This window comes from Aquimarina intermedia (genome assembly GCF_008124785.1).
Taxonomy (GTDB): Bacteria; Bacteroidota; Bacteroidia; order Flavobacteriales; family Flavobacteriaceae; genus Aquimarina; species Aquimarina intermedia.
Genome location: NZ_VNHU01000012.1, coordinates 1 through 14,355 on the forward strand (window position 1 = coordinate 1; position 14,355 = coordinate 14,355).

At 36.5% G+C, this 14,355-nt stretch carries 17 protein-coding genes; 2 read left to right on the forward strand and 15 right to left on the reverse strand.

The genetic code is table 11. From position 1 onward, the window contains the following. The first annotated feature begins 466 nt into the window (after positions 1 to 466). Positions 467 to 1,168 (forward strand): hypothetical protein, encoded by a 702-nt coding sequence (locus BD809_RS14150; RefSeq protein ID WP_148783637.1) that lies wholly within the window; start codon positions 467 to 469, stop codon positions 1,166 to 1,168. A 20-nt stretch (positions 1,169 to 1,188) separates the two neighbouring features. Here BD809_RS14150 and BD809_RS14155 read toward each other — a convergent pair whose 3' ends face one another. The 14 genes from BD809_RS14155 to BD809_RS14215 all read right to left on the reverse strand — a co-directional run bounded on the left by BD809_RS14155 (position 1,189) and on the right by BD809_RS14215 (position 11,485). Beyond that, positions 1,189 to 1,686, reverse strand: a complete 498-nt coding sequence (locus tag BD809_RS14155; protein WP_148783638.1) for a hypothetical protein — start codon at positions 1,684 to 1,686, stop codon at positions 1,189 to 1,191. A gap of 453 nt (positions 1,687 to 2,139) precedes the next feature. Beyond that, positions 2,140 to 2,853 carry a pirin family protein gene (locus tag BD809_RS14160; RefSeq protein WP_148783639.1) on the reverse strand — a complete coding sequence of 238 codons (714 nt, stop codon included), beginning with the start codon at positions 2,851 to 2,853 and terminating at the stop codon, positions 2,140 to 2,142. Positions 2,854 to 2,954: 101 nt separating this feature from the next. Further along, positions 2,955 to 3,365 carry a hypothetical protein gene (locus tag BD809_RS14165; protein ID WP_148783640.1) on the reverse strand — a complete coding sequence of 137 codons (411 nt, stop codon included), beginning with the start codon at positions 3,363 to 3,365 and terminating at the stop codon, positions 2,955 to 2,957. A gap of 162 nt (positions 3,366 to 3,527) precedes the next feature. After that, positions 3,528 to 4,490, reverse strand: a complete 963-nt coding sequence (locus BD809_RS14170) for an RNA polymerase sigma factor (protein WP_246131545.1) — start codon at positions 4,488 to 4,490, stop codon at positions 3,528 to 3,530. 60 nt (positions 4,491 to 4,550) lie between these two features. Next, positions 4,551 to 4,784, reverse strand: coding sequence for a sigma factor (locus BD809_RS15900; protein ID WP_246131546.1), 234 nt, complete (start codon positions 4,782 to 4,784; stop codon positions 4,551 to 4,553). After that, positions 4,784 to 5,053: a YciI family protein gene (locus tag BD809_RS14175; RefSeq protein WP_246131547.1), complete on the reverse strand. Its 270-nt coding sequence runs from the start codon at positions 5,051 to 5,053 to the stop codon at positions 4,784 to 4,786. Before BD809_RS14175 ends, BD809_RS15900 begins: the two co-directional genes overlap by 1 nt. Before the next feature lie 170 nt (positions 5,054 to 5,223). Then, entirely contained in the window at positions 5,224 to 5,892 is a 669-nt protein-coding gene (locus BD809_RS14180) for a VOC family protein (RefSeq protein WP_148783641.1), read from the reverse strand. A gap of 40 nt (positions 5,893 to 5,932) precedes the next feature. Further along, positions 5,933 to 6,304, reverse strand: coding sequence for a VOC family protein (locus tag BD809_RS14185; RefSeq protein WP_148783642.1), 372 nt, complete (start codon positions 6,302 to 6,304; stop codon positions 5,933 to 5,935). Between the two features lie 117 nt (positions 6,305 to 6,421). After that, positions 6,422 to 6,952, reverse strand: coding sequence for a DUF3124 domain-containing protein (locus BD809_RS14190; RefSeq protein WP_246131549.1), 531 nt, complete (start codon positions 6,950 to 6,952; stop codon positions 6,422 to 6,424). A 59-nt stretch (positions 6,953 to 7,011) separates the two neighbouring features. Further along, the gene (locus tag BD809_RS14195) at positions 7,012 to 8,055 is read right to left on the reverse strand and encodes an L-dopachrome tautomerase-related protein (protein WP_148783643.1); all 1,044 of its coding nucleotides are present in this window, start codon (positions 8,053 to 8,055) and stop codon (positions 7,012 to 7,014) included. Positions 8,056 to 8,064: 9 nt separating this feature from the next. Continuing rightward, a complete protein-coding gene (locus BD809_RS14200; RefSeq protein WP_148783644.1) occupies positions 8,065 to 8,610 on the reverse strand; it encodes a GNAT family N-acetyltransferase in 546 nt (181 codons plus the stop codon). Positions 8,611 to 8,738: 128 nt separating this feature from the next. After that, the gene (locus BD809_RS14205; protein ID WP_148783645.1) at positions 8,739 to 9,932 is read right to left on the reverse strand and encodes a GAF domain-containing sensor histidine kinase; all 1,194 of its coding nucleotides are present in this window, start codon (positions 9,930 to 9,932) and stop codon (positions 8,739 to 8,741) included. Positions 9,933 to 10,031: 99 nt separating this feature from the next. Beyond that, positions 10,032 to 10,904: a cation diffusion facilitator family transporter gene (locus BD809_RS14210; RefSeq protein WP_148783646.1), complete on the reverse strand. Its 873-nt coding sequence runs from the start codon at positions 10,902 to 10,904 to the stop codon at positions 10,032 to 10,034. Then, positions 10,901 to 11,485, reverse strand: coding sequence for a Crp/Fnr family transcriptional regulator (locus BD809_RS14215; protein WP_148783647.1), 585 nt, complete (start codon positions 11,483 to 11,485; stop codon positions 10,901 to 10,903). Before BD809_RS14215 ends, BD809_RS14210 begins: the two co-directional genes overlap by 4 nt. A gap of 85 nt (positions 11,486 to 11,570) precedes the next feature. Here BD809_RS14215 and BD809_RS14220 point away from each other — a divergent pair, with 85 nt between their 5' ends. After that, complete coding sequence (locus BD809_RS14220) at positions 11,571 to 12,152, forward strand: HD domain-containing protein (protein WP_148783648.1); 582 nt, start codon at positions 11,571 to 11,573, stop codon at positions 12,150 to 12,152. Between the two features lie 29 nt (positions 12,153 to 12,181). Here the strand turns inward: BD809_RS14220 and BD809_RS14225 are convergent, their stop codons facing one another. Then, on the reverse strand, positions 12,182 to 14,347 hold the full coding sequence (locus BD809_RS14225; RefSeq protein ID WP_148783649.1) for a M3 family metallopeptidase: 2,166 nt from the start codon (positions 14,345 to 14,347) through the stop codon (positions 12,182 to 12,184). Positions 14,348 to 14,355: the final 8 nt, after the last annotated feature.

The following is a 14,355-nucleotide window of genomic DNA, read 5'->3' on the forward strand; positions in this document are numbered from 1 at the left end:
GAGAACTAATTCATCACTAACAGCAGTAATACTTAAATTATTCCTTAAAACCTTTTGTACTGCTTTAAATTTAAAATCTTTGGAATGTTTGATTTTTATACTCATAAAATACCCCCAAATAGTGTCTAACTTTTTGGGGGCACTTCATATTGTGTCGGTTTTTTTTTGATCCTAAAAGCTATTGTTTATGTTTTAACAAAATTTTAAGCATCTCGTAAAAGTCTCATTCGTTATAGTATATAGAAAGATATTTAACAAGTTGATGTAGTTTTAAAATACGGAATAACAATGGTATACATGGGTTTTTAACGTAAGTTTTAGAAATTTCCATATATTTGTTATGTACTAGTATTTTTCGTTAATCTTCTATTGTTTTTTTTCTTGGTCAAAATAAAGCTAAAAAAATATTATTATAGTAGAATCATCGAATGGTCATATTAAAAACAAAATTACCCTCGCGTACCTCATGAATTTTAGAACAGGCTTATTTTTCTTATTTTTTCTAACTATTAATCATATAATAGCACAGCTAGACGCCAATTCTGTAATGGGATTGCCTGCAGGAACTACCGCAGAGATCAATGCCATAACAACAGCACAAGAAGGAGCTATTGCCTACGACACTACTGTAAAAAGAATGCTTCAATATAACAATGGTAGTTGGCAAGAAATTCTTACTGCTGGCAATGTATATGTTGGCGCGCTCCAAATTTCATCTGCTGGAACGATAAATGTTACAGGAATTCCTTTTCAGCCTTCCTCGGTTACCTTTAGAGCGCATGCTAATGTGGAAACATTTAATTTGGATTCAGATAATCTAACAAATAATGACCGTGGAATCCGTAATTCTTATGGATCTATGGATGGATTTGCCAGGAATAATGGTGGTTCTATTACCCAACAGGTAATCTATGTGGGGGGTCATGGAAACTCAATCAATGATATTTCTCGATTTGCCTCAAACTCAAATGCTATAGGATTGCGTTATGGAGATCAAAATGGCGACTTACTTGGTAAAATTACGGGGACGGTTACAAGTTTTACGGCAAACGGTTTTCAGATAGCTGTAAACTACACCAATGGAGTAATTACCAACACAGGCAATAATGTGCGACCAACAGATATACATAATGAAGGCATTATTGTGCTATATACCGCCTATAGGTAAAGTGTAGACAAAGCTTAATGCTAAAGTTGTGTCTTGCGATACCTGCCATCAAAAATTACAATCCATGTTTTACCATTATCACTGCTTTGTGTCCATCGCTGTCGCACCTCTTCATGATCTAATGGTTGCCAAGTGATTCGATTGAGTAACATACCTTCTTCCATAACAACTTGATTCATTAAGCACATTGTATTCTCTTTAAAACCACCATACAGATGTAGCACTAATCCAGTAATATCAATATAATACTGTTCCCAATGCTCTCGTTTTGAATTATAGGTATTTAAACTGGTTCCTTGATAGCTAGTATTAATCGATGCATATTCTTCTTTGATTCCCTTACCATTTAGAATAGAAGTGATCTTGCTTTTACCCACTAAGCTATCTGTTTGAAAAGTATACACCTCCCAATCTCCAATCCAAAAGTCAAACTGACGTTCCTTTTGTATACTTGTCTCTTGTGAAAAGGATGCGTTACTAATTAATAGAAAAACTAAGTATGCGGTGAACCGAAGCATAAGGAGGAGATTTAATACTAAGATACGTAAATTTTATGAGGACAGTTTAACCCATGAAATCAAAAAAGGAACTCTTTTTAAGAGCTCCTTTTAATTGTGTTATTTTTTTAATGGAATTTTGGCTAATTCATTATAAAAGAGAACACTATATTTTTTTATCACCTAATTCGAGCGCAAAAGTAGCTAAAATTAACCTTGTAAAATCATAGTTTTTAAATCTCTTTTGGTTTATATTTTTAGCGCCATATATGACACATTATTTTGTTTTTATATAAAAGAATTGCTTCTTAAGAATTTAGTCAATTTGACCTACGCTTCCTTAGATCTTGTTAAGTTTTTAGTGGAAATGTTACGAAAATAGAAATGCAAAAAAATGCCTGTATTTTAAATAATTAACATTAATTTAATCTTTTGTGATATACGTAGTTTCTGTTAAACCAAATTTTTAATCTCCTAAAAACTCATGGGTACTTCGATAAGTAATATTTTTGATTGTTTGATGGTTTCTATGGTAACCTGGTCCGTGTTCCATAGGCCAATAGCATCTCGATGATGTAGAGCGCGATCATTGCACATAATATCGCCTTCTAAGATAAATAGATATACACCATTTTTTGAATCATGTAACCTATAGTCTTTTTCTAATCCGGGATCGAACTCTGCGATTGAAAACCAAGCATCTTGGTGAATCCAAACACCTTGATCCTCCTTATTCGGTGACACTATTTGATACCAGTTATTTTTTAATGCCTCTTCAGGCAACGTAAATTGGTCGTAACGAGGTGTTACGCCGCGTTCTTTAGGGAGTATCCAAATCTGCAAAAATTGGACTTTGCTGTTTTTACTTTTGTTATATTCACTATGGTACACGCCGCTACCGGCACTCATGACCTGAATATCACCTTCTTTTATAACAGTGGTGTTGTTCATACTATCCTTGTGCTCAAGATCACCTGATAAAGGTATGGATATAATTTCCATGTCCTCATGTCGATGTTTTCCGAAACCCATGCCGGCAGCAACGGTGTCATCATTAAGAACTCGTAATGCACCAAAATTCATGCGGGAAGGATCGTGAAAATTAGCAAAACTAAAAGAATGAAAGGATTGTAGCCAACTGTGGTTAGCAGTTCCTCTTGCGTCTGCCTTATGCACTACTGTGTCCATAAAATACTTTTTTCTCGAAGATACAGAATCTCTAAAAGTATTTTGTAAAGGAAAGATTAAAGTTCAGCCTTTTGCTCAATCAAAAAAGAATGCAAATCCCCTTAACCTACTTTTTTCAACACATGTTCGTTGGGAGCAAGTTGTAACTGCTTAAAAAAATCCAGCAATACCAATTCTGAGTTATGGTGAATTGAACTTTTATACAATGTGATTGTTTTTTTGGGAGAGTCTATACGATAGCTGTCTTTAAACATCATAACTTTCTGTATGTCTTTTACATTAATCTGTTTAAAGAATCCTGTGTTTTTAGTGAAAACGCCATTTTCAATACTTACATAGCCTTTTGATTTCATCACCGCGTATACGATGATATAGATAACGCCCATAACAACTAGGTATGATGAGAACAGGTTACTGGTATGTAGTGCGAATCCAATCATGCCCAATAGTGTAAAAAAAACACCTGTTACGAGATTATTACGCAACAAGCGACTTTTATATAAGATTTTCATTATATGTGTAATTAAAGAGTTGGTTATGAGCGCTAAAATAAGATAAATTTGATAAACATGTATAATTAGCTTCTTTTCTACTCCAATGATTCTAAATTTTCTTCAAACCGCAGGACTAGTTGATATTAGATTTAAGCTAGTATTTAAATAAAAAATTATAATTTAATCATTCAAACATTTTTCCTTTAATAACGAATCTTTCTTTTTTTGTAAATACTCTTTTTCTAGTGTATTGTTAACAGTATCCAATGCCAGATCTATATAGTACAATCCTTTCATATAATTCTTCTTGGCAGTGTAATAGGCCGATAGGATACCATAATATAGGCGACTACGCTGTTCTAAATCATGAGGTTCGAGCTGAACTAAATATCGTTTTGCTTGTGCCAAGTCATTTTTTTGTAAACATACCACAGCCATTGTTAGCTTATGTGAAGGCATTGGTTGTATCACATAAAATTGTTGATACCATTGCAGTATAGTATTCCAATTTGTTTCTTCAAAACTTTTAGCTTGTAAATGCTCTGCAGCGATGGCCGCTTCGTAATGGTAGCAAGAAAACTCGTCAGTATCGACTGCTTTATTCATGATGGAATTTCCTAAAGATATTAATGGAAAATGCCAAGTGCTACGATCTTGATGTTCTAAATCCAACAATTCATTAGTAACGCTCAATTTACTTGACAAGCGCGCTGCATGAAAACAGAATAAAGCAAAAAGAGCATATACCTCAGAGGTTCGTATATTTTTGTTTTTTAGAAGGATTTGACATAAACGCATAGCTTCACCACATAATTCTTCTCGTATCAAGATTTCTTTTTTATTAGAATGAAAGCCTTCTTTAAAAATAAGATATATGACCTGCATTACGGTCTCTAAGCGAAAAGGTAAAGCTTTGCCTTGCGGAATATCAAATGTCAAATTGGAATGGAGGATGGCTTTGCGCGCTCGACTTAGTCGCTTCTTTACAGTTTCTTCTTTGGTAAGTAGGGCAGAGGCAATTTCTTTGCTACTGAAACCCGATACAGTTTTTAAAGCAAAGGCAATACGATCTCTGGGATCCAAATCGGGATGACAGGCCGTGAATATCATACGTAGCTGAGCATCTTCAATTTCAGTATCCAAAAATAATTCATTGATTGCAATCCCAGAAATTCCTTGTTGAATAAGAGGTATATGTTTTTTCTAGGACTTAAGTTTTCTGAAAATATCGAGCACTCGATTTTTTGCTGCCTGTGTTAACCATGCCTCGGGGTTATCCGGTTGTTTATGTCGCCAAGAAATACTGGCTTGTATAAAAGTATCCTGTACTGCATCTTCGATCACCTCGAGATGTGCTAACCCAAAAATACGTGTAAGTACAGAAACCATCTTTCCGCTATGATGGCGAAAGAGATGGTCTATGACTTTGGATTCCATTAGTGATCAAAAACCATAACTTCACGAATCTCTACAGACCCGTTAAGATCATAATCGGGAAAGTTCTGAGCAATCTCTTGAACTGCATCAACATCTTTGGCTTCTACTATATAATACCCTCCCACAATCTCTTTCGCCTCGGCAGAGGTGAGATCTGTTACTGTTCTTTGCTTTCCTGTCACACGCCGTATATCTGGCATGAGTGCATTACCACCACGAAGGATCCCTGCTTTTTCCATTTTGTTCCCCCATTCAAACCATTTTCCCATTCTGTTTTGTAATTCTTCTTAAGATAAGCCTAAATCAGCATAATCCGGACCGACAAAAATCATCATAAATTCTTTCATATTATTAAAGATTAAATTGTTTATACTATGTAGACGTTTGTAAAGATCAAGTAGGGGACAAACTTTTAGAAAATTATCAAAATATTTATTTTCTACATTGTTTGCAGCCTCATGTTTTTATATGCTAGGTTATACATTATTTCTTTTTCTTTAAAGCAAATTTCAAAATCTGAGGCATACGCTTTGTCACCTGTAGGGAACCAGTTTTTATATTCCTTATTGATGCAAATAAAAAGTCCGTGATCATCACCTATAGCACAAAAATGGTCAAAATTCCCATCAAAAATTTTTATTGCGCAAAGTTCGTTTAGAAAATTATATTGAGTTTCAATGTGATTTGATGGTACTCCGATTTCAGAAATTTCTAGCAGTGATGCTGCACTAAATGTTTGCTGTGCGTGATTGGATAGATTTTTTCTGGCGATCAGTTCAACAATGTTGTGATCCTTATCGTAAAAATACATTGCTTTGGCATTCCATTTACTAAAATCCTGTATTTTATTTCCATCATCATCAGTCAATATCATCACTTTTGATTGTAGCCAATGCAATGCTTCGTTTGTTTTATCCGCGGGAATGTTGATAGCAAAATGATACGGAGTGCTTTTTTGAGCAAATTGAAAGATTAAATGAGAATTCCCGATGTTGAAAGTTACTGAAGCTTCAGATTTGTGTACGATCTCAACGCCGATAACTTCAGAATAAAATTCGGTTTGCTCTTTGAGTTGGCTAGTATATAATTTTAATGATTTGACTTCCATAATAAACAGGCTACCATTACTATAAAACTTGCTGAGCTAATTATACGTGCTGATCTATCAGAATCGGATTCCCATCCGGATCGACAATAACAATACTACCCGGTCCTGTAGAAGTTTCATCAACATCCCTTTCTAATGTGACATCCTTAGTTTTTAAGTGTTTTTGAATTTTTCGAACATCGTCAAAGTTTTCTAATGCATTAGCATCTTCATCCCAACCTGGATTAAAGGTGAGGATATTATCCTCAAACATTCCTTGAAAGAGTCCGATTAATGAATTTCCATTTTTCATGATGAGGTAATTATTAGCAGGGTCTCCGGCAAAAACAGTGAAACCCAACTTTTCATAAAAGGATTTTGAGACTGTAAGATCCTTAACGCTTAGACTAATAGAAAATGCTCCTAAATTCATACTATTGTAATTTTAGTGATTACTAATTCTGTAGTAGAAAGTTACGGATAATTGTGGTATTCGGGGAATAGACTATCCTGATTTTTTTAAAACTGGATACATTTGAAACACCTCACTTTACTTAATCCTTCTTCCTTGGGTAGTAAATGATAATCCTTGTTGGCCCGAAGTTGAGATCATTACGCCTTCAAAAAGTGGATCGGTGCTATTTTTTTTGGTAGTCCATTCAAAGATAAAGTTAGCACCCGTACCTCCGGCTTTATCTATCTCATCAATTACAATCTCCACGGTCTCTAGGGGCGAAATAAATATAGAGGAAGTGACGTAGGATCGAATGAGTTTACCATGTGTATCGTAGTATGTGGCTTTATCAACATACAGTGTGTCAGAGATACTTGTGTTGCGTAAACTTATTGTCGCAGTCAGGTCATGCTTGCGATGCTGCGTAAGACTATAAATTTGAGAATATACAGAAAGATAGGTGGTACCTGTTCGTAAAGAATCGTTTGGAAAACTAGTAACCAAACGATGTTGCCAATCTATAGGCGCTATATCACTCTCCTCATAATTGTCATTACACGAAGACATAATAATTAGCAGCATAGATACTAGCAAAAAGATACTAACTAATGTTACTCTTTGTATCATATCTCCCAAAGGTAGGTATTAAAAATGTAGGTATGAAATATACCTATTTGTACTGTCAATTATTTTTCAATTTGAATTTTATAAATACTAAACTCAAGAGATGCTATATCGCCTTGTGCTTCATGAATTCTGGAATTTGTATAGTATAGGTATCCGTCATAAATACTGAAGGTATCGGGCCAGTTGATCTGATCTCCTTGATGTAGTGTGTGCTGGGTACCTTCTTTGTCCAAGTAATTGATTTTATGATGTTCTAGATCCCCATAATATAGCGTGCCAGAACCATCCATAATCATACCATCGGGCGCTGAAGTTTTGGCTATTGTACGAACCGCGGCAATTGCTTCATCGTTTGTACCATTACGTAATATATTTGTAGGTATAGCATACAAGGTATAACCTGTTAGGCTATGGTAATATAATAGGTTGTTTTGTAGGTCTAAGGCAATACCATCAGAATGTACAGTATTTTCCCAGCGTTTATTATCAATGGTTAAGTGATCGGTTTCAGCAGTCGTCGAAACATGATCGTTCAACATACGTCTGCTTGTTCCGGTTTGTGTATCTAAAATTACCAAACCACCTTTGCCAGAATCAGTCATATAAATTGTATGATTAGGAGCATCGACTCTTAAATCATTAATATATGAATTAGGATGGTAGGTTGTACTGTCCAGAATGAAAATATTGGAAAGCGCATTAGTAGTTAAATCAAAAACAAAAAGTCTTGGCGCATCAACTACTCCTTTAAACAATGGATTACGGGTATCCAAAACATATAAAGAATTCTCGTGAGCGATCACGGATTGTACACCGATAAAGACAGAATCTCTTACCTCTTGACCGATCTCCCAACTGTTCCAGGTAGTATCAGGATAGGGGGATGGTTCTCCATTTTTATTTAGAGTAACCACTGAGTTTGCTACACCTTTACGCCAACGTGGAAAATTAGCGAAAATACGGCCCATGGTGGATACTGTCACACCAGTTACTTGTTGGCCTGTAAATGTTGCTATGGGTTCTATAATAACTTTTTCTTCATCTTTCTTGTTTTGACATCCCAATAAGAATATAGCTGTAAGGGCAAAAATGATGTTTTTCATAAAGTGTATTTATTTAAGGTGAAGTCTAAATCCATAGACAGGAAGTTCTTCTTGTAGGAAATCAAGATCATTGGCTCGTAAAAATCCCATACGTTCGTACATGGCCCATGCCAATTGCATTGCCTTGGTCGAGTGAATGACTAAAGTGTTATGACCTTGTTTTTTTGCTTTGTCGATACACGCTTGTGTCAATAATTTTCCTAACCCATAACCTCTATGAGATGGGTGCACCGCTAACAACCGAAAACCTGCTGCATTTTTCTCATGTGCAGCGGTTCCACCAGATCCGTAATCAGCCATATTTCTAAAATATATAACAGCTCCGGCGATTTTATCGTCCTGAGATACAGCGGTTAGTAAGGTTACGCCGGGTTTATGGGTGAGTTCACCGATATTACGAAGCATTGAATAGTATTGTGGTTGTTCGGTTACAGAGGGAAATCCTTCCAGTTGATCATACACCATAACCAGTAAATCACCAATAGTATTATATTCGTTAGGGTTTGCTTCTCTTATTGTATAGGTATTGGTGGCTCTTAAGTCGGTAGTTATCATCAAACGCTGTTATTTTTTTAGCTAGTTTCTAAAGGTAGCTATTAAATAGAAAGCAGTGAGCAACAATAATATTTTCTTAACTTTTCATTCCTTTTAAAAGTACAGCTATATACAACGCAATTAGTTTATTACTTTGTGAGTGGCATGGAGAAAGTAAAGTTGGTCTGTTTATTCGAAGATGTGGCTTTTAGCTTCCCATGGTGTGCTTTTGCAATTTCTGAAGCAATATATAGCCCTAAACCGAGGCCGGATTTATTGACATCCGTATTTTCAGAATAAAATGGTTTAAAGAGACTTTGCATAGCGCTATCCGAAATCTTTTTTCCACCGTTTGTTACCATGATACTAAAAGACTTGTTTTCTAATTTGGTTTCAGTTTTAATAGGGTGATCAACCGAACCATGAGCGATAGCATTTCCTAATAGGTTTGAGAACAATTGAGCAACCCGATTAGCGTCACAAGAGATGTTTTCAGGAATTTGCAACTTAATATCAAATGAACGCTCAGGCGCCATAGCCTTAATCTCTGCGATTACTTGTTCTATTGAGTTGTGTAAAACTTTGGGATCTGTAGTTAAGTCCAATTTGATCCCGTCACCCAGATGTCCCTTAGCAAAATCCAGTAAGTTATCAATAAGCCCCTGCATACGATAGGAGGTAGCTTTAATAATATTGGCGTTTTTAATACTTGCTTTCGGAGTTGGATTCAATAAGATCATATCTGCACACATACGTGTGGTCCCTACAGGATTGCGTAGATCATGACCTAAAATAGCAATAAAGGTTTCTCGTAGTTCTGCTATTTTACGTTCCTCTTCGAGTAGTTGGGTAGTGATCTTTAGTTGTTCAACGGTTTGGAGATGAAATGCGATCAGGTCTGTGTATAACTCAAACATACCGCGTATTTTTGGATTGTCTAGCTTTGCAGGCTCGGGATCTATAGCACAAAGCGTCCCAAAGAATTCACCGGTTTTTCTAAAAATAGGAAAAGAAATATAACTCTGAAAACCATATTGTAATGGAGTATGATGATTGCAAAAATTCGAATCTTCTGTAACGTGATCTATAACAACAGCCATGTGATGCTGTCGAATTTCATTACATATAGTAGTACCTAACTCCAATTCATCTCCTGGTGTGAGTCCAAAATTTATGTCATCCCGACTGCTACAAGTTATCCACTGTGTATCGGTAACACGAGCGATGGCTGCAAATCGCATATTCGTGGTTCGGCAAATAACATCTAGCATCTTAGAAACTATCGGAATATTCCCGATAGCTTCAATATCTGTTTGTATAGCAGGAGAAGCAGAATTTAACATTGGACTTGTGTGAATTAAGAAAACTTTACGGGTAAATATACTGTATTTACAAAAACAAAAAGAATAAACAAATGATTATAGCTGTAATGGGTAAGAAGGTTATGTAGTATACGGTTCAATATGAATAAGTACATGACCTATTCCCGACACCTTTTGCTTTAACCTATCTTGTAATTGATGAGCCAAGTCGTGGCCTTCGGTCACCGATATGTTTCCGTCTACTCGTGCGTGCAAATCAATATGGTAATACATGCCTGCCTTCCGGATATAACATTTCTCGGTGCCTTTAATACCTTCAACTTCAAGAGAGATCTTTCTAATTTGAAGCATTAAATCATCATAGCGATGTTCGTCCATTATTTCGCCTAAAGCAGGTCTAAAAATAAGATAACTGTTATATAAAATAAACCCTGACGCAAATAAAGCCGCCCAATCATCGGCCGTTTCAAATCCTTTTCCTAAAAATAAGGCGATACTGATTCCTATAAATGCCGTAATTGAGGTGATAGCATCACTGCGATGGTGCCAGGCTTCTGCTCTTAAAACGGAACTATGAGTTTGCTTACTTTTTTTGATTACAATGCGATACGAGAGTTCCTTCCATACAATAATAGCGCCTAATACCAAAAGCGTCCATGGCTGTGGGAGTTCGTGTGGCGTTTGGATGTTTTGAATACTCTCATAGGCTATGACGGTAGCAGAAGTGACTAAAAATGCAACGACTATAAAGGTGATTAAAGGTTCAATTTTACCATGTCCATAGGGGTGGTTTTTGTCAGCAGGTCGTTTAGCATAGGTTAAACCGAACAATACAAGCAGGGATGAAAAGACATCGGTTGTAGATTCGATGGCGTCAGCAATTAAAGCATACGAATTACCAAAGAATCCGGCAAGTCCTTTGATTACTGCTAGGACAAGGTTAGTGGCTAAGCTGTAATAGGTTGTTCTTATCGCCGTTCGGGTACGATTCATGAGCTACTTATGGTATAATTTGTATCAAGCATATTCAACGTGCGATTTAAACTCCGTATAGTTATACCTAGATAATTTGCGATATCTTTTTTCAGAAGTTTATCAAATAATAAGGGATATTCTTTTTTGAGCCTCAACACTTTGTCGTCGATACGATGTGATTGATTATAGGCATGCCGAATCGCTTTGTATTTTACTTTGCTGGCCAAAGCCTGCATAACTAAAAAATTAAATTGACGATCGGTATCTAAGAGTGACTTGAAGAGGTTATTTTCAAATTTAAAAACTTCTGTTTCGCTTACTGTGACTACCGAACAAAAATTTGTGGATTGGGTGAAAAATTCTACTTCTCCAAAAAGTTCACCGGCGCCAAAAAACTCCTGAATAAAATCAATGCCGGTATCCTCGGTCAAAAAGCATTTTGTCATACCTCTTTTAATAATATATACCGAATTAGATCTGGATTGTTGATCTATAATCACAGCTGAAGGTTCATATCGCGTTTGCGTGATGGTACGCCACTTTTTTAGAAAAGGCGGTTTACTAATATACTCGAGAAGCGTCGCATTAGATTGAATCATACAACAAAGATAATGACCTCTCGGACAAATGTCCTATAGATATAAATTTCTTATATCTTTTTTTGTGGTCTAAAATTTATAGAAAATGTCCTATCAAAGACTTCATCAACAACTACACTTTATTTTTGAAATTGATAAACTGAAAACTATCGTACGACAATCCTCCTTATTCAAAAGTGATCGACGCGAAAACGATGCAGAGCACAGCTGGCATTTAGCTATGATGGCGTTGGTTTTGACGGAACATGCGGATCACTCAATAGATGTTGCACGGGTTTTAAAAATGGTGTTAATACATGATTTGGTAGAAATTGATGCCGGTGATATCTTTCTTTTTGATACACAGAAAGATCATAACAATACAGAAAAAGAAATGCTGGCGGCGCAACGCATTTTCAGGTTATTGCCTAAAGATCAGGCTACCGAATTTATCAATCTTTGGATAGAATTTGAAGAAGGAGAAACCAACGATGCTCGATTTGCAAAAGCGATCGATAGGTTACATCCTGCGTTACAAAATCTAAGTAATAATGGCGGTACCTGGGCAAAGTTTGAAATTGATCTAGCTACGGTATTAGATAAGTTACAGCCAATTAAAAAGGGTTCTGTCACATTATGGGAGTATGTTGAAAATCAAATAAAAAAACTCCCGAAAGATTTAACTTAGGGGAGTTGCAATGATTATTTAAAAATTAATTATTTCTTAGGTATCGGGAAACCTCGATCGCGCATTAAAGCTTCGATGTTGGCATCACGACCTCTAAATTTTCGATACGCCTCTGCCGGATCCATGGCATTACGTGGTGCGAATAAATAGTTTACCAATTTTGCAGCTACTTCTTTATCATAAAACCCATCTGGAGCTTCAGCAAAAGCTTCAGCAGCATCAGCAGTTAAAACATCTGCCCACATATAGCCGTAATATGCTGTAGCATAGCCTTCACCTGAAAATACGTGACCAAAATGTGGTGTACGATGACGCATAACCAATTCTTTAGGCATCTTCATTGCGGCTAATGTTTCTCTTTCAAACGCATCCACATCAATTTTTTCAGGATCTGCCAAATGTAGTTTCATATCGATTAAGGCAGAGGCCAGATACTCTGTCGTACCGAATCCCTGATTAAAGGTTGAAGCGTTTTTAATTTTTTGAACCAATTCTTTTGGCATAGGCTCTCCGGTTTCTTGATGAACAAGGTAGGTGTTGATTACCTTATCAGTAGACAACCATCGTTCTAATAATTGTGATTGAAATTCTGTGTAATCACGTACGCCGCCATTAAGTGTCGGATATTTTACATTGGATGCAAAAAAGTGTAGCGCATGACCAAATTCATGGAAAAAAGTAGTGGCGTCATCCCAAGATACAAGTAACGGTTCTCCCGGAGCGGGTTTCACAAAGTTTGAATTATTGGATGCAAGTACCGTTTTTTCGCCTTCAAAACTGGTATAACTTCTATAAGTAGTTGCCCAGGCACCAGAACGTTTGCCTGGTCGAGCATAGGGGTCCAAATACCATAAACCGATTACTTTGCCGCTGGTTTTGTCAGTAACCTCCCAAACATTTACATCTTCGTGAAATACGGGTACTTTACCTTTCTCCAGCGGAGCAAAATTAAAGTTGAACAACTCGCCCGCTACAAAAAACATAGCCTCTGTTAATTTATCAAGTTGTAGGTATTGTTTTACTTCATCAGAATCCAGATCATATTTCTTTTTTCTAACTTTCTCTGCATAGTAGCGGTAATCCCAAGGTTCGATAGTAATATTATCTTTACTTGAATTGGCAACAGCTTGCATGTCCTTAACTTCCTCTTTAACCCTCGCTATGGCAGCAGGCCAAACTGCATTCATTAATTCCATGGCGTTTTCCGGTGTTTTTGCCATACGATTTTGTAATCTCCACTGTGCATAGTTATCATAGCCAAGTAACCCAACACGTTCTTTACGAAGTTTTAGAATTTTTGCTATGATTTCATTATTATCATGATCATCCCCATTATCTCCTCTTGAGTAATAGGTTTTCCAAACTTTTTCACGTAAATCCCGTTCCGTAGAATACGTTAAAAAAGGATCCATAGAAGAACGGGTGTTGGTAATTGCATATTTACCTGTGTGGCCGCGATCTTCAGCAGCTTTTGCATAGGCCTTTATCAATCCATCGGATAATCCGCCTAATTGATCTTTTTCTAATAAAGTAACATATCCTTCTTCATCAGCTAACACATTATTGGAAAATTCTGTATATAATTTTGAAAGTTCTTTGTTGATCGCTGCATAGCGTTTCTTTTTTTCTTCATCGAGCGCAGCGCCTTCCATCGCAAAATTCTCATATACTAGTTGTACAACTCTTTGTTGATCGGCGGGAAGTGAATCTTTTAAAGAGGATTCGTATACAGTTTTAACACGTTCGAATAATTGCTCATTTTGAGATACTTTTGAGCGAAATTCAGAGATTTTAGGAGCCAGATCTTGCTGAATCTCTCTAAACTCAGGCGAAGACATATTGCTACTCCATATCCCATAATACGTAAAAGCACGATCTAGTGTTTTACCCGATTTCTCCATAGCCTCTATAGTATTCTCAAAAGTCGGTGGGGCTGGATTAGAGGCGATTGCATCAATTTCCGCGAGGCTTTGCTCCATCCCTTTTTCTATGGCCGCTTGTGCATCAGCTATGCGCATTTTGTCAAAGGCAGGAACACCACCGTAAGGTCCGGTCCACTCTTGCAACAACACATTGGATGTTTCGTTTTTCGTTTCGGTTTCCACGTTTTCATTTTTTTCGGCACAACTGCTTATGGTCAATGCTACGATTAACCCGAAGGTTGCTTTTTTAGTTATTTTATTTTTGATATTCATGATTGAAA

Coding starts and splice junctions, on each gene's coding strand:
- BD809_RS14150 (WP_148783637.1), top strand. CDS start 467: ATGAATTTTAGAACAGGCTTATTTTTCTTATTTTTTCTAACTATTAAT.
- BD809_RS14155 (WP_148783638.1), bottom strand. CDS start 1,686: ATGCTTCGGTTCACCGCATACTTAGTTTTTCTATTAATTAGTAACGCA.
- BD809_RS14160 (WP_148783639.1), bottom strand. CDS start 2,853: ATGGACACAGTAGTGCATAAGGCAGACGCAAGAGGAACTGCTAACCAC.
- BD809_RS14165 (WP_148783640.1), bottom strand. CDS start 3,365: ATGAAAATCTTATATAAAAGTCGCTTGTTGCGTAATAATCTCGTAACA.
- BD809_RS15900 (WP_246131546.1), bottom strand. CDS start 4,784: ATGGAATCCAAAGTCATAGACCATCTCTTTCGCCATCATAGCGGAAAG.
- BD809_RS14175 (WP_246131547.1), bottom strand. CDS start 5,053: ATGGGAAAATGGTTTGAATGGGGGAACAAAATGGAAAAAGCAGGGATC.
- BD809_RS14180 (WP_148783641.1), bottom strand. CDS start 5,892: ATGGAAGTCAAATCATTAAAATTATATACTAGCCAACTCAAAGAGCAA.
- BD809_RS14185 (WP_148783642.1), bottom strand. CDS start 6,304: ATGAATTTAGGAGCATTTTCTATTAGTCTAAGCGTTAAGGATCTTACA.
- BD809_RS14190 (WP_246131549.1), bottom strand. CDS start 6,952: ATGATACAAAGAGTAACATTAGTTAGTATCTTTTTGCTAGTATCTATG.
- BD809_RS14195 (WP_148783643.1), bottom strand. CDS start 8,055: ATGAAAAACATCATTTTTGCCCTTACAGCTATATTCTTATTGGGATGT.
- BD809_RS14200 (WP_148783644.1), bottom strand. CDS start 8,610: ATGATAACTACCGACTTAAGAGCCACCAATACCTATACAATAAGAGAA.
- BD809_RS14205 (WP_148783645.1), bottom strand. CDS start 9,932: ATGTTAAATTCTGCTTCTCCTGCTATACAAACAGATATTGAAGCTATC.
- BD809_RS14210 (WP_148783646.1), bottom strand. CDS start 10,904: ATGAATCGTACCCGAACGGCGATAAGAACAACCTATTACAGCTTAGCC.
- BD809_RS14215 (WP_148783647.1), bottom strand. CDS start 11,485: ATGATTCAATCTAATGCGACGCTTCTCGAGTATATTAGTAAACCGCCT.
- BD809_RS14220 (WP_148783648.1), top strand. CDS start 11,571: ATGTCCTATCAAAGACTTCATCAACAACTACACTTTATTTTTGAAATT.
- BD809_RS14225 (WP_148783649.1), bottom strand. CDS start 14,347: ATGAATATCAAAAATAAAATAACTAAAAAAGCAACCTTCGGGTTAATC.